19 protein-coding genes and 1 tRNA gene are annotated in these 23,764 nt (G+C 40.0%); 12 read left to right on the plus strand and 8 right to left on the minus strand.

All coding sequences use genetic code 11. The annotated features are described in order from the left end of the window. Nucleotides 1-2: 2 nt before the first annotated feature. Nucleotides 3-1,076 carry a glutaminyl-peptide cyclotransferase gene (locus tag INQ51_RS07150; RefSeq protein ID WP_233377216.1) on the plus strand — a complete coding sequence of 358 codons (1,074 nt, stop codon included), beginning with the start codon at nucleotides 3-5 and terminating at the stop codon, nucleotides 1,074-1,076. Here the strand turns inward: INQ51_RS07150 and ruvB are convergent. Both ruvB and INQ51_RS07160 read right to left on the minus strand, forming a co-directional pair. Continuing rightward, nucleotides 1,068-2,093 (minus strand): Holliday junction branch migration DNA helicase RuvB, encoded by a 1,026-nt coding sequence (gene ruvB, locus INQ51_RS07155; RefSeq protein ID WP_233377217.1) that lies wholly within the window; start codon nucleotides 2,091-2,093, stop codon nucleotides 1,068-1,070. The genes INQ51_RS07150 and ruvB overlap by 9 nt on opposite strands. A 10-nt stretch (nucleotides 2,094-2,103) precedes the next feature. Beyond that, nucleotides 2,104-2,475 (minus strand): response regulator, encoded by a 372-nt coding sequence (locus INQ51_RS07160; RefSeq protein WP_233377219.1) that lies wholly within the window; start codon nucleotides 2,473-2,475, stop codon nucleotides 2,104-2,106. 429 nt (nucleotides 2,476-2,904) lie between these two features. On the opposite strand from INQ51_RS07160, the gene INQ51_RS07165 reads away from it, so the two are divergent. From INQ51_RS07165 to mnmA, 7 genes are read left to right on the plus strand one after another with little or no spacing between them, the layout of a single operon-like run. Further along, nucleotides 2,905-6,189: a DUF4175 family protein gene (locus INQ51_RS07165; protein ID WP_233377221.1), complete on the plus strand. Its 3,285-nt coding sequence runs from the start codon at nucleotides 2,905-2,907 to the stop codon at nucleotides 6,187-6,189. Next, a complete protein-coding gene (locus INQ51_RS07170; RefSeq protein WP_233377222.1) occupies nucleotides 6,186-6,593 on the plus strand; it encodes an ATP-binding protein in 408 nt (135 codons plus the stop codon). The genes INQ51_RS07165 and INQ51_RS07170 overlap by 4 nt, the downstream gene beginning before the upstream one ends. After that, the gene (gene ybeY / locus INQ51_RS07175; RefSeq protein WP_233377224.1) at nucleotides 6,593-7,030 is read left to right on the plus strand and encodes an rRNA maturation RNase YbeY; all 438 of its coding nucleotides are present in this window, start codon (nucleotides 6,593-6,595) and stop codon (nucleotides 7,028-7,030) included. Before INQ51_RS07170 ends, ybeY begins: the two co-directional genes overlap by 1 nt. Then, nucleotides 7,027-8,907, plus strand: coding sequence for a tRNA uridine-5-carboxymethylaminomethyl(34) synthesis enzyme MnmG (gene mnmG / locus INQ51_RS07180; RefSeq protein ID WP_233377226.1), 1,881 nt, complete (start codon nucleotides 7,027-7,029; stop codon nucleotides 8,905-8,907). Before ybeY ends, mnmG begins: the two co-directional genes overlap by 4 nt. Nucleotides 8,908-8,934: 27 nt before the next feature. Beyond that, the gene (locus INQ51_RS07185; protein ID WP_233377227.1) at nucleotides 8,935-9,456 is read left to right on the plus strand and encodes an adenine phosphoribosyltransferase; all 522 of its coding nucleotides are present in this window, start codon (nucleotides 8,935-8,937) and stop codon (nucleotides 9,454-9,456) included. After that, the gene (uvrC, locus tag INQ51_RS07190) at nucleotides 9,457-11,289 is read left to right on the plus strand and encodes an excinuclease ABC subunit UvrC (protein WP_233377228.1); all 1,833 of its coding nucleotides are present in this window, start codon (nucleotides 9,457-9,459) and stop codon (nucleotides 11,287-11,289) included. Further along, entirely contained in the window at nucleotides 11,276-12,331 is a 1,056-nt protein-coding gene (mnmA, locus tag INQ51_RS07195; protein ID WP_233377229.1) for a tRNA 2-thiouridine(34) synthase MnmA, read from the plus strand. Before uvrC ends, mnmA begins: the two co-directional genes overlap by 14 nt. 16 nt (nucleotides 12,332-12,347) lie before the next feature. Here mnmA and rsgA read toward each other — a convergent pair whose 3' ends face one another. The 4 genes from rsgA to rbfA all read right to left on the minus strand — a co-directional run bounded on the left by rsgA (nucleotide 12,348) and on the right by rbfA (nucleotide 16,186). Beyond that, a complete protein-coding gene (gene rsgA / locus INQ51_RS07200; protein WP_233377231.1) occupies nucleotides 12,348-13,298 on the minus strand; it encodes a ribosome small subunit-dependent GTPase A in 951 nt (316 codons plus the stop codon). A 109-nt stretch (nucleotides 13,299-13,407) separates the two neighbouring features. Continuing rightward, nucleotides 13,408-14,436, minus strand: a complete 1,029-nt coding sequence (tdh, locus tag INQ51_RS07205; RefSeq protein ID WP_233377232.1) for an L-threonine 3-dehydrogenase — start codon at nucleotides 14,434-14,436, stop codon at nucleotides 13,408-13,410. Between the two features lie 141 nt (nucleotides 14,437-14,577). Then, nucleotides 14,578-15,726 (minus strand): FtsX-like permease family protein, encoded by a 1,149-nt coding sequence (locus tag INQ51_RS07210; protein ID WP_233377234.1) that lies wholly within the window; start codon nucleotides 15,724-15,726, stop codon nucleotides 14,578-14,580. A gap of 115 nt (nucleotides 15,727-15,841) precedes the next feature. Beyond that, complete coding sequence (gene rbfA / locus INQ51_RS07215; protein WP_233377237.1) at nucleotides 15,842-16,186, minus strand: 30S ribosome-binding factor RbfA; 345 nt, start codon at nucleotides 16,184-16,186, stop codon at nucleotides 15,842-15,844. Between the two features lie 141 nt (nucleotides 16,187-16,327). Here rbfA and mgrA point away from each other — a divergent pair, with 141 nt between their 5' ends. Next, nucleotides 16,328-17,314 carry an L-glyceraldehyde 3-phosphate reductase gene (gene mgrA / locus INQ51_RS07220; protein WP_233377238.1) on the plus strand — a complete coding sequence of 329 codons (987 nt, stop codon included), beginning with the start codon at nucleotides 16,328-16,330 and terminating at the stop codon, nucleotides 17,312-17,314. An 84-nt stretch (nucleotides 17,315-17,398) separates the two neighbouring features. On the opposite strand, the gene INQ51_RS07225 is transcribed toward mgrA, so the two are convergent. Next, nucleotides 17,399-17,566 carry a hypothetical protein gene (locus INQ51_RS07225; RefSeq protein WP_155523334.1) on the minus strand — a complete coding sequence of 56 codons (168 nt, stop codon included), beginning with the start codon at nucleotides 17,564-17,566 and terminating at the stop codon, nucleotides 17,399-17,401. Nucleotides 17,567-17,899: 333 nt separating this feature from the next. Next, nucleotides 17,900-18,919: a phenylalanine--tRNA ligase subunit alpha gene (gene pheS, locus INQ51_RS07230; RefSeq protein WP_233377239.1), complete on the minus strand. Its 1,020-nt coding sequence runs from the start codon at nucleotides 18,917-18,919 to the stop codon at nucleotides 17,900-17,902. 136 nt (nucleotides 18,920-19,055) lie between these two features. Between pheS and INQ51_RS07235 the strand changes: the two genes are divergently transcribed. The 3 genes from INQ51_RS07235 to hypD all read left to right on the plus strand — a co-directional run bounded on the left by INQ51_RS07235 (nucleotide 19,056) and on the right by hypD (nucleotide 23,529). Then, nucleotides 19,056-19,130, plus strand: a tRNA-Arg gene (locus INQ51_RS07235). Between the two features lie 538 nt (nucleotides 19,131-19,668). Beyond that, entirely contained in the window at nucleotides 19,669-20,805 is a 1,137-nt protein-coding gene (locus INQ51_RS07240; protein ID WP_233377241.1) for a formylglycine-generating enzyme family protein, read from the plus strand. Between the two features lie 261 nt (nucleotides 20,806-21,066). Further along, on the plus strand, nucleotides 21,067-23,529 hold the full coding sequence (gene hypD / locus INQ51_RS07245; RefSeq protein ID WP_233377242.1) for a trans-4-hydroxy-L-proline dehydratase: 2,463 nt from the start codon (nucleotides 21,067-21,069) through the stop codon (nucleotides 23,527-23,529). The last annotated feature ends 235 nt before the right edge of the window (nucleotides 23,530-23,764 follow it).

Consider the following 23,764-nt stretch of genomic DNA (forward strand, 5'->3'; position numbering starts at 1 on the left):
AGATGAAACAAAAGCTTTTTCCCATATTCCTGATCATTGCCTTGTTTGTAACCACCTTTTCGTGTTCAAGTAAATCGGAAAAACGAGCACGAAAACCGGTTAGCACCATCACACTTCAACCCGAAAAACCGCAATACATTTGCGGCGAAAAAGTTTCGGTAAATGTAAAAACCAAACTTCGAGATGGGGAATTAAAATCGGTCAATCTATACCTTCAAAATAAATTGATAAAAGAAAGTAACGAACTTGATTTTACTGAGAAAGATATTGAATTAAAGGAAGTTGGAAATATAAATTTAAATGTTCATGCCGAAAAAACAGATGGTTTGAAAAATACACGTTCAAAGCCCATCACGGTTTTGTCGGATGTTAAACCTGCTCAGTTTTCTTATCAGGTGCTGAATAATTACCCGCACTTAACCACTTCGTATACGCAGGGGCTGGAATACCACAATGGTTTTCTTTACGAAGGAACCGGGGAAAAAGGTCATTCAAGACTGATGAAAATCGATGTTTCAACAGGCAAGCCGCTGCAGGTATTTGAAATGGATGACAAATATTTTGGCGAAGGAATTACCATATTAAACAACAAGATCTACCAACTTACTTACCGTGCTCAAAAAGGCTTTGTCTACGATTTGGAAACACTGGCAGTTATCGATAGTTTTACTTACGCTTCACCCGAAGGATGGGGACTTGCCAACGATGGTAAAAACCTTATTATGAGTGACGGTACACATGTTCTTACCTGGATTAGTCCGGATGATTTTTCGGTGGTAAAAAAACTACAGGTTGGTAACGACCGAACATTAATGGCCAATTTGAACGAGCTGGAATATGTGAACGGTTTTATTTATGCCAACGTTTACACCTCTGATTACATCGTAAAAATTGATGCTGCAACCGGAAAAATAGTGGAAGAGATCAACATGGCCGGAATCATCAACCTTTATCACAAACAAGGCGAACGCATCGACTACCTGAACGGTATTGCTTACGATGCCGAAAACGACCGCATGTTTGTAACCGGTAAACTGTATTCCCGTTTGTTTGAAGTAAAATTTATTTCAAAATAGAGTAGGGGAGTCGCCGTATTTTATTTTACCCAAATGTTTGTAGGCCAATTCGGTAACTTCTCTTCCGCGGGGAGTTCGTTTAATAAATCCTTCTTTGATTAAAAAGGGTTCGTAGACTTCTTCTATCGTACCTGCATCTTCACCAACTGCGGTAGCAATGGTGGTTATTCCAACAGGTCCGCCTTTGAATTTGTCGATGATGGAAGACAAAATACGGTTATCCATTTCATCCAAACCATATTTATCGATGTTCATAGCTGCCAGTGCATGACGCGTAATTTCTATTTCAATGTTTCCATCGCCTTTTACCTGCGCAAAATCACGCACTCTCCGGAGCAATGAATTGACGATACGCGGTGTTCCACGACTTCGCAATGCAATTTCGCGCGCAGCATCTTCGGTGATCGCCACATTTAAAATACCGGCCGAGCGTTTAACAATTAGAGTCAATACATCCGCGTCGTAGTACTCCAGGTGCGATTTAATGCCAAAACGCGCCCGCAAGGGAGAAGTTAACAGTCCGGAGCGGGTTGTGGCTCCAATCAGCGTAAAAGGGCTTAATTCGAGCTGTACCGATCTTGCACTGGGTCCCTTGTCGATCATTATATCAATCCGAAAGTCTTCCATGGCCGAATACAGGTATTCTTCCACAATGGGCGACAAACGATGAATCTCGTCGATAAACAATACATCGCTTTCTTCCAGGTTTGTCAATAAACCCGCCAAATCGCCAGGTTTATCCAGCACCGGTCCCGAAGTAATTTTAAAACCTACGCCCAGTTCGTTGGCAATAATATTTGATAAGGTGGTTTTTCCCAATCCCGGAGGACCGTGCAATAAAACATGGTCCAGGGCTTCCCCCCTCATTTTAGCCGCTTTTACAAATATTTCAAGGTTTTCAACAATTTGTTTCTGCCCTTTGAAATCACTGAACTGAAGTGGCCTTAGTTTTTTATCCAGCTCTCTTTCCGTCTCCGTGTATGAGCCTCCCCGTATGTCCAGATTATCTTCTTCCATTTATTAACAATTAAGCTAAAAAGTGCATCACTTTCTCCAATAGTTGCTCCGCAGTAAAAGGTTTCGAAAGGTATTCATTCATACCGGCTTCAAAACATTTTTCCCGGTCGTTATCCAGTGTATTAGCGGTAATAGCAATTATAGGAACCTGATTTTCAACGCCTTTTTCTGTTTCGTATTTTCTAATTTCACCGGTTATTTCGTAGCCGTTCATGCCCGGTAACATCAGATCCATTAAAATAAGCCGGTAACTATTACTCTTCACCGCCTCTATGGCATCCTGTCCGTTTGTTACAGCAGTAACCGTGAAATTGTATTTCTTCAGGTTAAAAGAAACGATTTTCTGGTTCAGTACATTGTCTTCAACTAATAGAATGTCCAAGCTTTCCGTATTAATATTAATATTGAAAACAAATATAAAAAACTAATGGTGTTTATTATAACCTGTTGGTAAGTGTTAATTAGTATTTCCCAGTTTTTATGAAGACACTGTTAACGGAATTTTTAAGGGGTTTTAAACAGGTGTAAGCAATAGTAAGACGCTATAATTTAATCCTGTTTCTGTTGTTATAAACAATTGTTAATAGCGCGGTGTAGAAAGAAAAGAAGGATATCAACCAGTGTAAATAGTGTTGAAATATTCACCTTAAATTTTCACGCTTCTAACAATTCTTTTTTGTCCTCGTTGTTATATGTAGAAATTTGCGGATAAACCAAATATTAAATGAAAAGATTATTTTTGTTTTGTGAGCAAAAAACACACACTTTGTTAACAATTGAGCTATTTTGCAAGGGCCTGAAAAATAATTAAATGACGAAAAGTTTCGACATACTTGTTCATAAACTAAATACCTTTCAACTTAAGTACTATTCGTACCAGTTAATTAAGGGTTTAGTAGTAAGCGCAGCGGTTTTGATTGTGTTATTCACAGCCTTTTCGCTGATCGAATATGTTGGTTACCTTTCTTCAGAAGCCAGAAAGATAGTGTTTTACGGGTTTATCGTTTTTTCGGTTTTACTACTTGTTAGTTTTGTTGGGATTCCGTTGTTACGTCTGGCGCACGTTTTAAAGCCGCTGAATTTAAAATCTACTTCTCAGTTAATTCAGAATCATTTCTCGGGTATTCAGGATAAGTTGTTGAATATTATTGAGTTATCAGAATATAAAAGTGAAGATGTTTCAAATGATATTTTATTGGCGAGTATCGATCAAAAGATCAATGAACTAAAGGTTTTTGATTTTAACGAAGCGGTTAGTTTTAAAAATATACGATTAGTCGCTGTATATCTGTTCATTAGTGCTGTTGTTACTTTAGGTTTGTTGGTTATTAACAAGAATATTTTTACTGAATCGACACACAGGATCATCCATTACAACGAGACGTTTGTAAAACCGGCTCCCTTTACCTTTCATTTGCAGAATAAAGAGTTGAAGGCAAAAAAGGGAGATGCTTTTACTGTCAGGGTAACGGCCGAAGGAAATGAAATTCCACAGATCGCATACATTAATATAGAAGGAAACAACTATTTAATGAAAACGGGAGCAGAAGGGGAGTATGAATTTGAAATGGCTTCGGTGATCAACCCGGTTCGTTTTTATTTTACTGATTTGAAGTATAAATCGGATACTTATCAACTACAGTTACTTCCGAAACCTGGTATTAATGGGTTTAAAACCGAGGTAACGCCGCCTGTTTATACATCGTTGAAAAGCCAGGTTTTTTACAATATCGGTGATTTGCAGGTACCAAACGGAACGCGGTTAAAATGGCTTTTTAGTGGAATGGACGTGGATTCGTTGTACATTATTTTAGACGATTCGCTTCGGATTAATGCTAAAAAGGATGACGAAGGATTTGTGGTTGAAAGAAACTTTTACAAGTCGGCGGCTTATAATGTGTTTATACAGAATAAAGTAACGGAACCTGAGTTGGCTCTTTCGTATTCAGTAGAAGTGATACCCGATTTGTATCCTGAAATAGATGTGATTCAAATGCAGGATTCAACGCATATCACACGCTTTTTTTACAAAGGACTTATTGGCGACGACTACGGGTTTTCTTCTCTTCGTTTTCATTACAATGTTGATAACACCGATTCAAGTATTGTACTACCGGTTGTCAGGAATTTAACAGATCAGGATTTTTACTTCAGTTACGATTTTGCTGACCTTCCGGATAAAGAAGGCATTATTTCCTATTATTTTTCGGTTAGCGATAACGATGCTATAAATCGTTATAAAACAACTGCCTCTAAAAGTTTTACCTTTCATTTTCCAAATCAGCAGGAATTACAGGCTTTTGACAAGGAGCAGTTTGAAACGCTTGAAAATATGCTGAATAAGAGTCAGAAGTTGGCCAATGAAATTCAGCAGGATCTTAAGAATTTGCAGTTTAAAAACATGGATACTTCTGTTTCTGACTGGGAGAAATCGCAGATGGTCAACGACATTGTTCAAAAACAAAATCAGCTGGAAAAGCTGTATGATCAGGTAAAACAAAGCAACGAGAATCTGAATAATTACCTCAATTCATTTGATAAACCCAATACTGATATTCTTGAAAAGCAAAAGCAGATTGAAGAGTTGCTGGATGAAGTTTTTACTGATGAGTTGAAAAAGCTGATGGAAGAATTTAACAAGTTGGCTGAAGAGTTCGACAGCAAAAAGTTAAATCAGCTGAGTAAGAATATGGACATGTCGTTTGATGATCTTCAAAAACAATTGGACCGGAACCTGGAAATGCTCAAAAAGATGAAAATTGAGCAAAAATTACAGGATGTAATCGACAAGATTGAAGAGATGGCCGGTGAAGAAGAAAAGATGGCAGAAGAAATACTGGAAGAGAAAAATTTTGAACAAGCCAAAGAGGCGGTTGATAAACACGGTAAAGAACTGGAAGACCTTCATAACCAGATTAAAGATGCTTTAAACATGAACGAGGAACTCGAAAAGCCGATGATGTTCGACGAGTTTGAGGAAGATTTTAAAAACGTGGATGAAAGCATCGAAAAAAGCAAGGAAAATCTGGATCAAAAGAATAGAAAGAAGTCGGGTTCGAGTATGAAGGAGACATCTGAAAAGATGAAAAATATGGCCTTCGGAATGCAGCAAATGCTGGATATGAACAGTCAGGAGCAAAACATGGAAAATATGCAGAACCTGCGACAGATTCTTAGCAACTTGATTTATATTAGTTTCAACCAGGAAGATATTTTAAACGGACTTTCGGGTGTTGATGCCAAAGATCCGCAGTTGGTTCAACTCAACCTCCATCAAAAAAGGATCAAGGATCAGAGCAACATTGTGAAAGATTCACTTTATGCACTGGCGATGCGTACTCCGCAGATTACCAGTACTATTAATAATGAGCTTGTTTCGCTGGAGATCAATTTGAACAAGGCATCTTCGGAGATGGAAGAAGCATTGTTTCCACAGGCAAGGGGAAGTCAGCAGTTTGTCATAACTGCTGCCAATAACCTGGCTTTATTGCTCAACGAAGTATTGGAGCAAATGGAAAAACAGCAGGCCAATGCACAACCCGGCGATCAGCAATGTGAAAATCCCGGAGGAATGGGTAGTGGAATGCAGGATTTAAAACAGTCTTCTGAAAGTCTAAAGAAACAGCTGGAAAATATGATTCAGCAAATGAAAGAAGGTGGTAGCCAGGGCATGAATCAACAGTTGGGCGAAAGTTTAATGCAGCACGAAATGATGCAGCAAATGATCCGCGAAATGATGAATAACGGAAGTGTTGGGAGCGGAGCACGAAACGCATTGCAGCAAATCGATAAAATGTTGGAAGAGAACCGAAAGGAGTTGATGAATAAATCGATAAATGCGCAAACGATTAAAAGACAAAATTTAATAACCACTCGTTTACTTGAAGCTGAAAAAGCCGAGATGGAGCGAGAGTTTGAAGAAAAACGTGAATCAGAAAGCGCCGATGAATTTTATAGTAACCCCGTTAAATTTTTTGAGTATAAAGAAAAAGAAAATTACTCGATAGAATATTTAAACAAGAATTCTCATAAATTGAACAACTTTTATAACAGTAAATACAAGCAGTATTTGAATAATATTAAGAGCAACCAGTGATAGAACCACCTCGCTACATATTGGTGATTAAATCTTCGCAAACCGAGCTTAAAAGAGTAGAAATCTTCTTAAGGGAAATTTTTACCGTTCATATGTTGCCAGAAAGTTGTTTTAACAAAAGTTTATTGTGTTTGTCGGAAGCCATTGTCAATTCAATTGTACATGGAAATAAGAACGTACAGCACAAGGAAATAAAAGTGAAGGTTGATTGTTTAACACACAGTTTGGTTATTAGTGTAACCGATGAAGGCGAAGGTTTTGATTTTGAAGGAGTTCCTGACCCAACATCAAAAGAAAATATAAAAAAGGAATCAGGGAGAGGTATTCATATTATAAAAACTTTATCCAATTCCGTTGAGTTCAATAAGAGAGGAAACAGCCTCCAATTTAAAATTCTATGTTAATGAATTCAGTCGAATTTTACTTCGAAGACATTGATCCAATTTCAATTCACGAAAATATTTTAAATTTGCAGCTTAATTCTTTGATTGAAAAAGAGTTAAGGGAAATAGGTGATATTTCAGTTATTTTTTGTTCGGATGAGTATCTGCTGAAAATGAACAAAGAGTATCTGAATCACGATTATTATACGGATATAATAACCTTCGATTATGTGGAAGGAAACGTTATTTCCGGCGATCTTTTTATCAGTGTAGACCGGGTGAAGGATAATGCCGTTCAATTCGATTCAACGCTCTTAAAAGAGCTTTACAGGGTCGTTTTTCACGGAACCCTGCATTTAGTTGGATACAAGGATAAAACAGAGGAAGAAAAGGTCTTAATGCGAAGCAAAGAAGATTTTTATTTGAGTGAAGTTGATTTTAAGGGGTTGGAAAAATGATACCAAAATACGATGTTATTGTAGTAGGAGGGGGCCACGCTGGTTGCGAAGCCGCCGCTGCTGCTGCAAATTTAGGTTCTAAAACCTTGCTGATTACCATGGATATGACCAAGTATGGTCAAATGTCCTGTAATCCTGCCATGGGAGGTATTGCCAAAGGGCAAATAGTGCGCGAGATCGACGCTTTAGGCGGTTATTCTGGTATTATTGCCGACAAGACAACCATTCAGTTCAGAATGCTGAATCGGTCAAAGGGGCCAGCAATGTGGAGTCCACGTGCCCAAAATGATCGTTTTCGCTTCGTGGAAGAGTGGCGAAATGTATTGGAAAGCATTGATAATCTGGATCTCTGGCAGGATGCTGTTATAGGTTTACTAATTGATAATAAGAAGGTTACCGGTGTTCGGACAAAGATTGGTATTGAGTTTCAATCAGAAACCGTAATACTTACCAACGGAACCTTTCTTAATGGCCTAATGCACATTGGTGCTTCAAAAATGCAAGGTGGCAGGATTGGAGAGTCCGCGTCATACAACATCACTGAACAGCTGTTTGAACACGGTTTTAAAACCGGACGTTTAAAAACAGGGACTCCTGTTCGGATTGATGGAAGAACTATCGATTTTAGTAAGCTAACAGAGCAAAAGGGTGATGAAGGATATTTTAAATTTTCCTATTTGCCGGAAGCTAAGTCTTCGTTAAAGCAACGGTCTTGCTGGATCACTTATACAAGTCCTGATGTGCACGACGAACTTGAGAAAGGGTTCGATTTGTCTCCGATGTTCGATGGAACCATCCAGGGTGCTGGTCCCAGGTATTGCCCCAGTATCGAGTCAAAACTTGTGACCTTTGCAGAGAAGCAACAGCATCAGTTGTTTCTGGAACCGGAAGGGGAAAATACCATCGAGTTTTATTTAAATGGTTTTTCATCGTCACTTCCCTGGGATGTGCAATTAAATGCTTTGAATAAAGTACCAGGACTTGAAAATGCTAAAATTTTCCGACCTGGTTATGCTATCGAGTACGACTATTTTGATCCTACTCAGCTTATGCATACTCTTGAAACAAAGTTGGTTAGCAATCTGTATTTTGCTGGTCAGATTAATGGAACTACAGGATACGAAGAGGCTGGTGCTCAAGGTATTATATCGGGAATTAATGCTCATTTAAAGGCACAAAACCTTAAAAATGAGTTCATTTTAGGTAGGGATGAAGCCTATATAGGCGTTTTGATAGATGATCTTGTTACAAAGGGTGTAGATGAGCCTTATCGAATGTTTACCAGTAGGGCCGAGTATCGTATTTTGTTAAGACAGGATAATGCAGATATTCGTTTGACGCGACGTTCAAATGAGTTGGGTTTAGCGAGTAATGAACGTGTTAGGTTGTTGGAGGAAAAATATGACTGGATAAACCGTATTATAAGTTTTACAAAAGACTTTTCTGTTAAACCAAGGTTTGTTAACGACTTAATGGTAGAGAAAGGTACTTCGGAACTCAAGCAGGGGGTAAAATTGTATGAAATTATATTAAGGCCTCAGATTTCGATATTTCATTTGGTGGACGTGATTACTCCCTTTAAAGCGTTTCTCAGAGATTTGCCTGAAGACAGAAAAAATGAAATTATTGAAGGAGCTGAGATCGCGATTAAATACGAAGGATATATTAATAGAGAGAAACAACTGGCAGAGAAATTCGTCAAATTGGACAACATAGTAATTGAAGATAAATTTAATTATCTCGAATTGAAATCTCTTTCAACTGAAGCTCGATTAAAATTAGATAAAATAAAACCAAAGACGATCGGACAGGCTAAAAGGATCTCAGGAGTGTCTCCTGCTGATATAAACGTACTTTTAGTTATGTTGGGTCGCTAGCGTTTCACGTGGAACAAAGTGTTTGAAATGGACTTAAAAAAGGAAATAAGAGAGATTGCTGATTATCCTAAAGAGGGGATAAGTTTCAAGGATATTACAACCCTTTTTAAAAATAGGGATGCAGTTAGGTATGTAACCGAAAGTATTTATCATGGTTTTAAAGACAAGGGAATTACGAAGGTGGTTGGTCTTGAAGCGCGAGGATTTGTTTTTGGCGGAGCAGTGGCGAACCAGTTAAATGCAGGTTTTGTTCCCATACGCAAGCGGGGTAAATTGCCGTCTGAAATTTTGCAGGAGACATATGAGTTGGAATATGGGAGTGATGTTGTGGAGATGCATGCTGACGCCTTGTCTGAAGAGGATGTTGTTTTGATTCACGATGATTTGTTGGCAACAGGAGGAACGGCTGTGGCTGCTCTAAAGTTGGCACAAAAATGCGGGGTAAAGCAAATTTATTTCAGCTTTATATGCGATCTTGAGTTTATTGATACTCCAAATAAACAGCTGCTCCGGGATTATGAAACACAGGTTTTGGTAAAGTATAATTAGTTGTTGAAATACAAAACTTCAAATAGTAACATTGATCGTCTAAAAGAATTGCTTGCAGTTCTGCCGCATCAGCCAGGTATTTATCAATTTTTTGATTCTTTCGGAACCATCATTTATATTGGGAAAGCGAAAGATCTTAAAAAGCGCGTATCCTCTTATTTTTCGAAGCAACATGAGCATCGTAAAACTGCTTTGTTGGTCAGAAATATTATGGATATTAAGCATATGGTGGTAGAAAGCGAGCAGGATGCGCTGTTGTTGGAGAATAATCTGATTAAGAAGTATCAACCCAGGTATAATATTCGCTTAAAAGATGATAAAAGCTATCCGTGGATTTGTATTAAAAACGAGCCTTTCCCAAGGGTTTTTAAAACACGCAATTTAATTCGTGACGGATCGCGGTATTTTGGTCCATATACTTCCATATATACTGTTCAAACGCTACTTGATCTTTTTAAATCAGAGTATAAATTACGAACCTGTAATTATAATTTGAGTAAGGAGAATATTGAGTCGGGCAAGTTTAAAGTTTGCCTGGAATATCATATTGGTAACTGTTTGGGGCCATGCGAAGGTTATATTTCTGAAGAAAAATACAATGAAGGAATAGGGGATATTGCTGATATTTTGAAGGGAAATGTTTCAGGAGTAATCAAACACTTGGAGCTTTTAATGGCCGATATGTCTTCTCAACTTAAGTTTGAGGAGGCTGTTAAAATCAAAGAGAAATACGATTCATTAAAGAGGTATCAAAGCCGTTCTACGGTTGTTTCACCTGTTATTACCGATGTTGATGTGTTTTCTATTGATGAAAACGAAACGCATGCATTTATTAATTACCTGAAAATTATAAAAGGTGCCATTATTCAGACTTTCACGCTCGAGATAAAGAAAGGGCTTGAAGAAACCAAAAAGGAGCTTTTAATAGCCGGTATCATTGATATTCGGCAAAAGATATTTAGCAATGCACGCGAAATTTTAGTGCCTTTTAAGCTTGATCAAATACTCGAAAACGTTGAATTTAAAGTCCCGCAAAGAGGTGATAAAAAGCAGTTATTAGATTTATCGGCAAGAAATGCCAAGTATTTCAGGCTTGAAAAAGAGAAGCAAACAGTATTAAAGAACCCGCAAATTCGTACCGATAGAATTTTAAATACCATTAAAAAGGACCTTCAGTTGCAACAACTGCCCGAGTTAATCGAGTGTTTTGACAATAGTAATTTGCAGGGAACACATCCTGTAGCTGCTTGTGTTGTATTTAAAAATGCTAAACCGCTGAAGCGCGAATACCGGCATTTTAATATAAAAACGGTTGAAGGCCCAAATGATTTTGCCTCGATGGAAGAGGTGGTTTTTCGTCGTTATAAGCGGCTATTGGACGAAGAGAAGCCTTTGCCTCAGCTCATCGTAATTGATGGAGGGAAGGGGCAGTTATCTTCGGCTGTAAGTGCACTTGATCAGCTTAATTTGCGGGGAAAAATTACCATTATTGGTATCGCAAAACGACTGGAAGAAATTTATTTTCCAGGAGATTCTGTTCCTGTGTATATCAATAAGAACTCCGAAACATTAAAAATTATTCAGCAATTACGAGATGAAGCTCACCGTTTCGGAATTACTTTTCACCGCAATAAACGCTCAAAAAGTTTTATTGGATCCGAACTAAATACGATAGAAGGGGTAGGGGAAAAGACGACTGAAAGGCTTTTGAAGGAGTTTAAATCTGTAAAAAATATTAGGCTACAATCGGAGGATTCGATTGCTAAGGTTATTGGAAAGGCAAAGGCAAAAGTCATTTTTACCTACTTTAATACTGAAAATGGAAGTAAATAAACGGGTTTTACTTGGAATGAGCGGTGGTATTGACAGCTCTATGGCTGCCGTAATTCTAAAAGAAAATGGTTATAAAGTTACCGGTATAAGTTTTCAGTTTAGTGGTTCCGATGAAGAATGTGAGCGTAATTTTAGTGATGCAAAAGAGTTAGCCCGAAAACTCGATATTCCTCATATTATTGTAGATCTCCGGGAAGAGTTTAAGAGTACAATCACACATTATTTTATCAACGAATACCTTCAGGGAAGAACTCCTTTTCCGTGTGCTTACTGTAATCCAAAATTGAAATTTCATTACCTGGAAAAGTATGCAAACGATAATAACTGCTATTATATTTCAACCGGTCATTATGTAAAAACCGGTTTTTATAATAATAAAAAGTTCTTGTTTGAAGGAGATGATCCAGATAAGGATCAAACATTTTTTCTTTGGGGATTAAAAAGAGAAATAGTTGACCGTTTATTTTTTCCACTTGGCGAGTGTCAGAAAAGTAAGGTAAGAAAGCAGGCGTTCGAAAAAGGCTTTGTTCGTTTGTCTGAGAAAAAGGATAGTTTGGGAATCTGTTTTATTGAAGGGAATAACTATAGAAAATTTCTCGAAAAAAACGGAATTCAATCTTGTCCCGGAAACTTTATTTATCATAATGGTGATATTTTGGGGCAGCATCAAGGAATAACCAATTATACGATTGGGCAACGCCGTGGCTTGGGCTTAAATCTCAATTTCCCACTTTTTGTGTCCGAAATTCGCCTAGATAGTAACGAAATTGTGTTGGCAAAATACGAGGATTTATACCGGAATAAGATCTATTTGAGAGACTATTATTTTATTGATAACGAGGTTGTTATCGACGGCGTTGAACTTACGGTAAAGGTAAGATACAGGCTTCAGGAAACGCCTTGTAGATTGCGTATTTTAGACGAGGCTAGGGTAGAGGTCGAATTATTAAAACCTGAGGCGATGATTTCGCCCGGACAAACGGCTGTTTTTTATGATGGCGACAGATTAGTGGGAGGAGGCTTTATAGAATCATCGGAATAGATTTTATTTATTGATTTTAAAAAGCAGGTCGGTATTTTTCGTCTCCTTCCAAAAGACCCAAATAACTGATAAATCTCGACGGAGCAATTTCTCCATTATCAACGGCCGCTTTTACAGCACAACCCGGTTCGTGTGTATGCGAACAATTGTTGTATTGACAATTTTCAGAGATCTTGAATATTTCAACAAAATAGTGCGAAATTTCCCACGGTTCCATCTCCAGCATACCAAAGGCTTTTATACCGGGAGTATCAATGATATAGCCGCCAAAATCAAGCTTAAACAATTGCGAATAGGTAGTGGTATGTTTACCTGTTTTGTGTAGGTCCGAAATCTCCATCGTTTTAAGATTCAACCCAGGCTGAATTAAATTGATCAAGGTTGACTTTCCTACTCCACTGTGTCCGTTTACTACATTTGTTTTGTTTTTAAGGGCATTTTTTAATTCTCCCACGCCTGTTCCGTTATCTGCCGATGTTGCCAGGCAGCTGTATCCAATACTTTCATAAATCGAAATCAATTCTTGCATCTTTTCGTGTTGCGCGGAGTTGTATCTGTCGGTTTTGTTAAAAACCAACATGACCGGAATACGGTAGGCTTCGGCAGAGGCCAAATAACGGTCGATAAAAGTAGTTGTGGTAACGGGATAGTCGATTGTAGCAATAAGAACAGCCTGGTCGATATTGGCCGCAATAATGTGCGCTTGTTTCGAAAGATTTATCGAGCGCCGGATAATGTAGTTTTTTCGCTCCGAAATGGCGCTTATAAGGCCTATTTTTGCCTCTTTCTCGTCGGCGGATACCGATTGCAGTGAGAAACTCACCCGGTCGCCTACAGCGACAGGATTTGTGTTTTTAATGCCTTTTATACGAAAGCTACCTTTGATCTTGCATTCAAAAGTATTTCCCTGTTCGTCCTCAACTGTGTACCAGCTTCCCGTAGATTTTATGACCAGTCCTTGTTTCAAAATATTTCTTTTGCTGCAAAGGTAGTTGAAATACCAATTCACCGAAACTCAAATAAAAAGGGGAATCAAATACGACTCCCCTTTACTGTATTTTTCACGTGAAACAGTATTATTCCCAATCAAGGATAATCTTACCGCATTCGCCGCTTTCCATGATGTCAAAAGCCTGCTGAAAATCTTCGGCCTTAAAACGGTGTGTAATAATGGGCGAAATGTCTAATCCCGAAGTAAGCATCATTTCCATGTGGTACCAGGTTTCGTACATTTCACGGCCGTAAATGCCCTTCAGTGTTAATCCTTTAAAAATCAACCGGCTCCAGTTGATTTGGGTACTTTGAGGAAGCAAACCTAAAAGACTGATTTTACCACCGTTGTACATGTGATTAACCATGTCGTTAAAGGCGATGGGAGATCCCGAACATTCCAGACCAATGTCAAAGCCACTTACCATATTGTGAGCAGCCATCGCTTCTTTTATGCTTTCTTTGGTTGGATCGATCACGCGTGTGGCGCCCATTTTACGAGCCAATTCACGGCGGTATTTGCTTAAGTCGGTTCCGATAACATTACGAGCACCTGCAAATTTACAGATCGCAACAGCCATGGCTCCAATCGGGCCTCCAATACCGGTAATCAACACGTCTTCACCCAAAAGAGGGAAAGACAAGGCTGTGTGCGTTGCGTTCCCCAACGGGTCCATAATGGCCATCATTTCGTCTGAAATACGATCGTCGATGTGGAGCACGTTTTTAGCCGGCACTGCAATGTACTCAGCAAAACCACCATCGCGTTGTACTCCAATTCCAATCGTATTGTCACAAATGTGCTGACGACCACGCCGGCAGTTACGACAGAATCCACATGAAATATGGCCTTCAACGGTTACGCGTTCTCCAACTTTTACACGGTCAACCTCCGAGCCAACTTCCACAACGGTTCCCATGTATTCGTGACCAATAATGACAGGTGTTTTAATGGTTTGCTGCGCCCATTCATCCCATTTGTAAATATGCAAATCGGTACCGCAAACGGCCGCTTTTTTCACTTTTAACAATATATCGTTGGGGCCAGGTTTTGGAATTGGTACCTCTTCCATCCACAAACCTCTTTCCGGTTTACTTTTAACAATTGCCTTCATAATCATATTAAATTGATGATGTTACTTTTCTTTCTGCAAAAGAATAAAACTTTGTTAAATTTTTAAAAAGTGAGTAGTATAAATTTAATTTCTGACCGAAAGTTAGAATAAATAGAGAGTAAATACTCTGATTAAATTCACCTAATTGATATTTGTTTCGGCAAGATGTTTTTGCGACATGAATTTTACCGGGTACCAGGATGCCAAAAAACCTATTGAAAGAACAGCCAGAAAGGCCAGGATAACGTCACTAAGCATAATGCTAACCGGGTAGGCAGAAATTACAAAAGAACCGTTTGCGCCAGGAAGTTTTATCAGTTCTAATTCAATTTGAAGCCAGCAAACAAAGATGCCAAGCAGCGTTCCGATAATACCTCCCACAAAAGATATGATCCAACCTTCGTATAAAAAAATCCGGTTTATGCTTTGAGTGGTTAATCCCATGCTTTTTAATATCGTAATGTCTTCCTTCTTATCGATATAAAGCATGGCTAAGTTGCCGATCATATTTCCGGAGGCAAGAAGTAAAATGAAAATAAGGATAAAGTAAACGGCCCATTTTTCTGATTTCATGGTTTTAAATACCAGATCGTGCTGCTCTTCCTTGTTTTTCACGTGAAACTTTTCACCTACAATTGCCTGTATCTTTTTCTGAATTTCATTGACAGGAGCCGAATCATCCACATCCAATTCAATCGAGGATACGTTATTTCCGCTTTCAAAAAGCTCTTTTGCATACGTATCTGAAACCAGAATATATTGCGCATCAATTTCTTCCAAAACCGAAAAAATGCCTGCAGGATACAAGTATCCATGATTTATGGACCGGGAGGGATTTAACGAAAATTGCCGGCCTTTTTTGGGAACATAAATATCAATGGGATCAAGAAACGAAACTCCTGCGCTAAGGTAGTTGGCAACACCTTGTCCAACGATGGCATAATCAATGCCTTGTTTTTCAAAATAATACGAGCCTTCAGTCAAGAGCTTTTCTATATTGGTGTATTGATTATAATTGGCAGGAACACCTTTTACCGTAGCCGGATATTGCTGTTTTCCATACTTCAGCATGACCACTTCTTCAACTACTTCTGCATACGAAACAACCCCGGCTACTTCCTTTATTTTCTGAACGTCAATTTCAGCCGGATCAAACATTTTTCCTTCCGCCGGAGTGATTTTAAGATCCGGGTCGAAATCGCTGTAAAAAACGCCGATCAGTTGTGTGAAACCATTCATCACCGAAACGATAATAATTATCGCCATGGCTCCCACAATAATTCCCGCCATTGAAATCCCTGATATTATGTTTATAATATTTTGTTTCTTCTTGGAAACCAGGTATCTCTTGGCAATGAAAAATGGTAAGTTCAAAGTAGTATCTGTTGGTTACTATTCGAAGAATTTACGGTTTTAACAGGTTGTCGATGTTCTCAATGTAGTCCAGACTGTCGTCGATATAAAACTCAAGATCAGGAATTACGCGCAGGCTTTTTCCAACCTTTCTTCCAAGTTCTCCCCTTAATTGTTTACTGATTAACTGTATTTCTTTCAGTATTTCTTTGGCAAATTCTGAAGGGAAAATACTCAGATAAACACGTGCAATACCCAGGTCTTTGGTAACCCTTACAACGGTAACGCTAATTAATTTTCCTACAAATTGTGTTTTGTTGACTTTTAATAAAATGTCGGCCATTTCGCGATGGACGAGTTTTGAAATTTTATTTTGACGAGTGCTGAATTGTTCCATGATAATCTGTTATTGGGTTCAAAATTAATGAAAATGAATGAATACCGGACTTCTTTCTGCACGACTATTCAAAGAACATCCGATCATTTGAACGAACCCCCGATAAAATGGTTAATTTTAATACGAATTAAATCTTTTATTATGACATATATCGCGAAAGAAAGTCGTTACGATACCATGAAATACAACCGATGTGGCAAATGGGGGCTAAAACTACCTGCTGTTTCCCTCGGTTTATGGCACAACTTCGGTGGAATCGATGTTTTTGAAAACGGACGGGCCACTCTGCACCGGGCATTCGACCTGGGTATTACACACTTTGATCTGGCCAATAATTACGGTCCGCCACCGGGATCGGCAGAAGAAAATTTTGGAAAGATTCTGAAACAGGATTTCAGCGCTTACCGTGATGAACTGATCATTTCCACCAAAGCTGGTTACTTAATGTGGCCGGGACCGTATGGAGAGTGGGGAAGTCGCAAGTATGTATTGTCGAGCCTTGACCAGAGTTTGAAGCGAATGGGGCTGGAGTATGTCGATATTTTTTATTCGCACCGTCCCGATCCGGATACGCCGCTGGAAGAAACGATGATGGCACTCGATCAGGCGGTCAGATCGGGGAAGGCTCTTTACGTTGGCATTTCGAATTACCCGGCAGAAATGGCACGTGAAGCTGCCCGCATTTTAAAGGAGTTGGGGACACCATGCTTAATTCATCAACCCAAATATTCGATGTTTGAACGGTGGGTGGAAGACGAGTTGCTGGATGTACTGGAACACGAGGGCATTGGTTGTATTCCATTTTCGCCGTTGGCACAGGGACTTTTAACCGATAAGTATTTAAACGGAATACCGGAAGGTTCGAGAGCTACCCGTGAGGTGTTTTTAAAGAAAGAGCATGTTGATTCCGCCTACGAAAAAATTGTAAAGTTGAATCAAATGGCGTTGGAACGGGGTCAGTCGTTGGCACAAATGTCCTTGGCATGGGTTTTAAGAGACAAACGTATCACTTCTGTATTGGTTGGAGCTAGTTCGGTTCAGCAGATCGAAAACAACGTAGAAACGCTTAAAAAGCTTTCGTTTTTCGACGAGGAACTGGCCGAAATTGAACGTATTTTGAAAGGATAAACGAAACCGGAAGAAACTGAAAACTTTATAAAACAAGAAAAGCTTGCCAAGTGGCAAGCTTTTCAGTTGTGTATTGTACAGAAATTACATTCCGAGTAATTTTTCTACGGCCCAAAAGAGGCCGAAGATAACTGCCACTCCGGCAATTGCTCCAGCTGCCAAAGTGAACAGCATGTTCATGGGCAACATTTTCTTCTCATTTTCAGTGTCGGTTTTAATGACGATCTGATTCTGATCTGTTTGAGTTTTCATCTGTTTTCTATTTGATATCCAGGATTTTAAAAGGTAAATGCTTCTTGAATGTTTTCTCTCTGTAATCCAATCCCGGATGGTTAAAATCAAACTCCAAAGTCAATAAAAGACTAAAAAGTATTCAGCAAAGTTAGAACATTCATTTATAACATGCTATATAACATGTGTTAAAATCAGTTTTTGTTAAATTCGTGTTAACGTGATAGTTAGATGAAACAAACGTAATAATTAGATGAAATGTTGTTTATCGGGGAAGAAATATCTCGAGTTAAAATACAAAAAAAGGAGCCTGTTGCGGACTCCTTTTTCATGCTATATTTTAGTGATTTATTTCTATGTAGCGGATTCAAATTGCTTTAAAAAGCGAACATCGTTTTCAAAGAAATGACGAATGTCTTTTATGCCGTAACGCAGCATCGTAATTCGTTCAATTCCCATTCCAAAGGCAAAACCGGTGTATTTGCGGCTGTCGATGTTGCAAAGTTCCAGTACATTCGGATCTACCATTCCACAGCCTAAAATTTCCAACCAGCCGGTATATTTGCAAACATTACAGCCTTCGCCACCACAAATCGAACAACTTACATCCATTTCGGCACTTGGCTCGGTAAACGGAAAGTACGACGGGCGAAGACGAATTTTGGTATTTTCGCCAAACAACTCTTTTGCAAACTGAAGCAGTGTTTGTTTAAGGTCGGCAAACGAAACGTTCTCATCCACATACAGACCTTCTATCTGATGAAAAATACAGTGCGAACGGGCTGAAATCGCTTCGTTTCGGAATACACGTCCCGGGAAAACCATACGGATGGGAGGTTGGGTGTGTTCCATCACACGTATCTGCACACTTGAGGTGTGTGTACGCAACAGCACATCCGGATCTTTTTCGATAAAGAAAGTATCCTGCATATCGCGCGCTGGGTGCTCAGGAGCAAAGTTCAGCGCAGAGAATACATGCCAGTCGTCTTCTATTTCGGGACCTTCAGCAACCGTAAAGCCAAGCCGTGAAAAAATACCCAGTATTTCGTTTTTTACCAGCGAAAGCGGGTGACGGGTACCTAGTTTCATCGGTTCACCCGGCATTGTTAAATCAACGCCCGATAATTCGCTGCCGTTGTTTTCAAACCCTTCTTTGAGGCCGTTGATTTTATCAAGCGCAAATTGCTTAAGTACGTTGATTGCTTGTCCAACTTCCTTTTTCTGTTCCGGTGGAACCGTTTTAAAGTCGTTGAATAATTGGCTGATATGGCCTTTTTTGCTGATGTATTTTATACGTAATTCTTCAACTTCTTCCTTACTTGAAGCGACAATTTTATCGATCTCCTCCTGTAATGCTTTGATTTTGTCTAACATTATCCGCTATTTTATTGATCCGCAAAGATAATCATTCAATTCAAAGAATTCCATGGAAGTGGATGCGGATTAAGCAGAATATTCAAGAACGATTTGTGGGAGAATAGGTTTTTGTATATTTTTGCGCCGGAAATTTGGTCCCGTAGTTCAACGGATAGAATAGCAGTTTCCTAAACTGTAGATATGGGTTCGATTCCCGTCGGGACTACCAATGAGAGGCTATCGGTATAATAAACAACCCGATGGCCTTCTTTTTTTGAACTATGGTCAATTTAGCTTTCTTAAGCAATTAAAAATCACACAGAAGTTGTTAAAAAAAATTCCCGATTGTTTTGATAACTGGGAACTTTTTTGTTCATTTGTATCATCGTGCGTTCAGCACGATGTGTGTTTGGGGGTTAACATTAGTAAAAGGGCAGTTGTTGAACTGCCCTTTCTTCTTTTATGTTACTCAGTCCCAATATATTCCATTTTTAAAATACAGAATTAGTGTTTTAGTTTTTGGCGTGTTTTCAAAAAAAGGTCGAATGCATTGACTTGACTTTTCTAAATTCTTAACTTGTATAAGTATTACTTAATGCGCTGTATATAGACAAATATGCATTAAGGTAACACATTCATAGGGCCGGTCAGGAGGATCGGCCTTCTGTTTGACCACCTAAACTTTTTTTTCCAACCATGGTTATCTTATGTTGTGACGTGAGTTAGCAAGCAGAACATCCATTAATTTAGAGGAGGATCAAACAGAAATGAAGGGAAGATATTCAGTGGTCATTATTATTTTCCTGCTTTTTGCAGGATGTTCAACGAAACCCAAACAAAAGCTTGCCGCGGAAAAAAAGAATATTCAGGATACGCTTATTGTAGCCGACAAAATCGAATCTTGTTGCGAAGTTGAAGATCTTCCTCGTAGTAAGGGAGTTGACTCCGGCACACCGGAAATTGCACCGGGTGCAGGAGGTTTTGACGGAATGGTTTTCATTGAAGGCGGAGTTTTTGAAATGGGTGCGGATAATGAGCAGGCACGCCCTGATGAATATCCGAAGCATCCGGTAAGGGTGAACAGTTTCTGGATGGATGAGCACGAGGTTACCAATGCTCAATTCAGCGAATTTGTGAAGGCTACCGGTTATGTGACTGTTGCAGAAAAAGAGGTGGTTTTGGAGAATCTGCTTCCGGGAAATCTGAACACCAGTTACGCCAGAGACAGCGTGGCAAAGGCCGGTTCAATGGTATTTAGTCCTCCCGGACAGGCAGTGCCGTTAAATGATTATTCGCAATGGTGGTCCTGGACTATCGGTGCCAGCTGGAAACATCCCAAAGGCCCCGGAAGCAGTATAAAAGGACTAGAAAATCATCCGGTGGTGCACGTGTGTTACTACGATGCGCTTGCCTATTGCAAATGGGCCGGGAAAAGACTTCCCTCCGAAGCGGAATGGGAATTTGCGGCGCGAGGTGGCTTGGAAAACAACATTTATCCGTGGGGTAATGAACACATTGAAGCTGGTATCCCAAAAGCCAATTCCTGGAACGGACATTTTCCCAACCAAAATTCAATGATGGATGGCTTCTTTACTACCGCACCTGTTAAATCGTATGCTCCCAATGCTTATGGTTTATACGATATGGCGGGCAATACCTGGGAGTGGACAGCCGATTGGTACGATCCGGGGTATTACAAAACTCTGTCAACAGATAAGGAAACCCTTAATCCAACCGGACCTGCAAAGTCCACGGGTACTGAACTTCAAAAAACAATGCGCGGTGGTTCTTTTCTTTGCAACGACAGCTATTGTTCGAGTTACAGAGTGGCAGCCCGCATGCACGGAGAAGTTAACACTGGTATGAGTCATACTGGGTTTCGTTGTGTAAAAGATACGCAGTAGTGTTTTGTCTTGCTTTGTTCGTTCGATGATAGTATGCTGATTGGATGGTGTTTATTTATTCTCAGTATATTGAAATCTCCCAAATAATTCTCTAATTTTACTGTCGCAAAAGCAAATTCGGTGGCAGTACAGCAACACATATCACATTTGCACGATTCGTACCAATGTCTGTTCGAATGCCGCATGTTCTATGCCTAGTTTTTTACTTCCCCCTCTTTTTCCTAATCATTTTATTATTGTTGAATTTAATCAAGTGGTATCATGTCATTTGCTGAAATAAAAACCAAAAAAGCACCTGAACGCCCCGCCGGAGCGGAAGGTAATTTCTATCAACCAATCAAAACCCAAAAAATAGGCCCCGGAATGAATGAACGTATTCAGCGCTTGCGTAAACTAAGCGTTGAAACCCAGGAATCATTGACAATTGAGCGGGCATTAATTACAACTGCTTTCTATCGCGAGAATTACGGAAAATATTCAGAAGCGGTAATGCGCGCCCTGAATTTCCTGGAGATTTGCAAACAAAAGACGATTTATATAGGTGATGACGAACTCATTGTGGGAGAACGCGGACCAAAACCAAAATCGGTTCCCACTTTTCCGGAGTTAACTTGTCACAGTGTCGAAGATTTTCATGTTTTGAACACGCGCGACCAGCAACGTTATACCATCTCGCAGGAAGATATTGACACCTATGAACGCGAGGTTATTCCGTATTGGCAAGGCCGCACTATGCGGGAACGCATTTTCAATCATGTTCCGAATGAATGGAAAAGGGCCTACGAAGCCGGTGTATTTACCGAGTTTATGGAGCAGCGTGCTCCTGGTCACACCGCGCTCGACGGGACGATTTACCGAAAAGGAATGCTCGACTATAAAAAGGAAATTAAGGCACACATCGATAGTCTCGATTTTCTGAATGATCCGGAAGCAACCAGCAAACTGGAAGAATTAAAGGCGATGGATATTTCGTGCGACGCAGTTATTGTTTTTGCTGAACGTCATGCTGAGTTGGCGGAAGCTTTGGTTAAAACGGAGAAAGTTCCGCAGCGAATTAAAGAGCTGAAACGCATTGCTGAAGTGTGCCGTTGGGTGCCGGCTCATGCACCCCGAAATGTTTGGGAAGCCATTCAGATGTATTGGTTTGTGCATCTCGGAACGGTTACCGAACTAAATGGATGGGATGCCATGAATCCGGGGCATTTTGATCAGCATTTGCAACCGTTTTATGAAAAAGAGCTTGCAGAAGGTACGCTCACCCGAGACCAGGCAAAAGAACTGATCTCCTGTTTCTGGATAAAGGTGAACAACCATCCGGCACCGCCAAAAGTAGGAATCACCGCCCGTGAAAGCGGAACTTTCAACGACTTTACCAACATCAACATCGGAGGTCTTAAACCCGACGGTACCGACGCCGTCAGCGAGGTTTCGTACATGATGCTGGAAGTGACCGAAGAGCTGCACATTCTTCAGCCCGGAAACTCGGTTCATATCAGCAAAGTAACGCCCGATAAATTTTTGAAGGCAGCAGTGCATCTGATTCGCCAGGGTCACGGTTATCCTTCGGTCTTCAATCCTGATACCTACATTCAGGAACTGGTGAACCAGGGAAAAAGCCTGCAGGATGCACGTGAGGGTGGCTGCAGCGGTTGTATTGAAGTGGGTGCTTTTGGTAAAGAAGCTTATCTGCTTACCGGTTATCTGAATGTTCCGAAAGTTCTGGAGATAACGCTGAATAACGGAATTGATCCGCTAACCGGTAAAGTTGCCGGTATAGAAACCGGCGATCCCTTGAGTTTTAAAAGCTATGAAGAACTGTACGAAGCATTTCTGAAACAGCTGAATTTTGTCGTCGATCAAAAAGTTCGTGTAAGCAACTACATCGACCAGATGTTTGCCAAATATGCTCCCGCACCTTTCCTTTCGGTGGTGATTGAAGACTGTATTTCGAAGGGAAAAGACTATTACAACGGCGGACCACGATACAACACCAACTACATTCAATGTACCGGTTTGGGCACTGTTACAGACAGTCTTTCAGTATTAAAAAAGCACGTGTTTGAAGAAAAAACCTTCACCATGTATACTTTGCTGAAAGCCATGGCAAAGAACTATGAAGGCGAAGAAGCCTTGCGTCAAAGAATTCTGAACCGGACACCGTTTTTTGGGAACGACGATGAATATGCCGATTCAATTGCATTGTGCGTTTACAACGATTTGCTGAATGCTATCGAAGGAAAACCCAACACAAAAGGAGAAGTTTTTCATTTGAATATGCTTTCAACCACCTGCCATGTTTATTTTGGTTTAGTGCTGGGAGCGTCAGCTAACGGGCGTTTTTCAGGTAAATCAATTTCCGACGGAACTTCGCCGTCGCACGGATGCGATACGCACGGGCCAACCAATGTAATTCGTTCGCTGGGTAAACTCGATCAGACAAAATCGGGAGGAACTTTGCTCAACCTGCGTTTTGTTCCGAGCTTGCTTAAACGCGAAAAAGACATGGAAAAACTGGGACACCTGATTCGCAGTTATTTCTCGCTGGGTGGTCATCACATTCAGTTTAATATCGTTGATACGGCTACTTTGTATGCGGCACAGGCTTGCCCCGAAGATTACAAAGACTTACTCGTGCGAATGGCGGGTTACAGCGACTATTTTAACGATATGAACGCCGATTTGCAACAGGAGATTATCGACAGAACGGAGAATGAGGTACTTTAAAATAGGAAGATATTAAAGTTAATGATCCCTCCCAACCTCCCCAACGGGGAGGAGCCAGACTATTAACTATTTGTAGCAACAAAGTCCCCCTTTGGGGGATTAAGGGGGTCAAAATGTCTTGTCCTAAAATAGGTTTACACAAAAAGTAAATTTATGTCAGGATTTATAGTTTATGATGAAAGCTTCAAGCGACGGGTAGTTGCTGAAGTTTTAACCGGGCAAATAAGCAAAGAAG

The sequence above is a fragment of the Maribellus sp. CM-23 genome (assembly GCF_021354595.1).
GTDB lineage: Bacteria > Bacteroidota > Bacteroidia > Bacteroidales > Prolixibacteraceae > Draconibacterium.

Coding starts and splice junctions, on each gene's coding strand:
- hypD (WP_233377242.1), top strand. CDS start 21,067: ATGTCATTTGCTGAAATAAAAACCAAAAAAGCACCTGAACGCCCCGCC.
- rbfA (WP_233377237.1), bottom strand. CDS start 16,186: ATGGAACAATTCAGCACTCGTCAAAATAAAATTTCAAAACTCGTCCAT.
- INQ51_RS07240 (WP_233377241.1), top strand. CDS start 19,669: ATGAAGGGAAGATATTCAGTGGTCATTATTATTTTCCTGCTTTTTGCA.
- mgrA (WP_233377238.1), top strand. CDS start 16,328: ATGACATATATCGCGAAAGAAAGTCGTTACGATACCATGAAATACAAC.
- ruvB (WP_233377217.1), bottom strand. CDS start 2,093: ATGGAAGAAGATAATCTGGACATACGGGGAGGCTCATACACGGAGACG.
- mnmA (WP_233377229.1), top strand. CDS start 11,276: ATGGAAGTAAATAAACGGGTTTTACTTGGAATGAGCGGTGGTATTGAC.
- INQ51_RS07210 (WP_233377234.1), bottom strand. CDS start 15,726: ATGGCGGGAATTATTGTGGGAGCCATGGCGATAATTATTATCGTTTCG.
- INQ51_RS07225 (WP_155523334.1), bottom strand. CDS start 17,566: ATGAAAACTCAAACAGATCAGAATCAGATCGTCATTAAAACCGACACT.
- INQ51_RS07185 (WP_233377227.1), top strand. CDS start 8,935: ATGGACTTAAAAAAGGAAATAAGAGAGATTGCTGATTATCCTAAAGAG.
- mnmG (WP_233377226.1), top strand. CDS start 7,027: ATGATACCAAAATACGATGTTATTGTAGTAGGAGGGGGCCACGCTGGT.
- INQ51_RS07165 (WP_233377221.1), top strand. CDS start 2,905: ATGACGAAAAGTTTCGACATACTTGTTCATAAACTAAATACCTTTCAA.
- INQ51_RS07150 (WP_233377216.1), top strand. CDS start 3: ATGAAACAAAAGCTTTTTCCCATATTCCTGATCATTGCCTTGTTTGTA.
- tdh (WP_233377232.1), bottom strand. CDS start 14,436: ATGAAGGCAATTGTTAAAAGTAAACCGGAAAGAGGTTTGTGGATGGAA.
- pheS (WP_233377239.1), bottom strand. CDS start 18,919: ATGTTAGACAAAATCAAAGCATTACAGGAGGAGATCGATAAAATTGTC.
- ybeY (WP_233377224.1), top strand. CDS start 6,593: ATGAATTCAGTCGAATTTTACTTCGAAGACATTGATCCAATTTCAATT.